At 52.3% G+C, this 239-nt stretch carries 1 protein-coding gene; it reads right to left on the bottom strand.

Features of this window, described 5'->3' with window-relative positions; genetic code table 11:
- Nucleotides 1-203 (bottom strand): RHS repeat-associated core domain-containing protein (locus QN347_RS20855; protein ID WP_323494554.1); only part of this gene is annotated, 203 nt, incomplete at its 3' end.
- Nucleotides 204-239 lie beyond the last annotated feature (36 nt).

Below are 239 nucleotides of genomic sequence, written 5' to 3'. Positions count from 1 at the left end.
GTAAGCACAGGATCCTCACTCAGAAACCTTCCCGCCACAGGATCATAGTACCGCTGCTGCATGTACGTCAGCCCTGTATCCACGTCATTGACATGCCGTGTAAATCCAATCGTGGGTGTGTCACTGCCCGCAACCGCCATGCCGTACGCTTCGTATTTGGTCTGGGTGATTCTGATGCCACTGGCATTGGTCTTGGCTGTCAAACAGCGTGCAATACTTACCAGATTAGGGTTGGAAAC

This window comes from Sphingomonas sp. 10B4 (genome assembly GCF_035019905.1).
Lineage (GTDB): Bacteria > Pseudomonadota > Alphaproteobacteria > Sphingomonadales > Sphingomonadaceae > Sphingomonas > Sphingomonas glacialis.
Note: the sequence above shows the minus strand (reverse complement) of the source record. Positions and strands in the feature narration are given on the sequence as shown.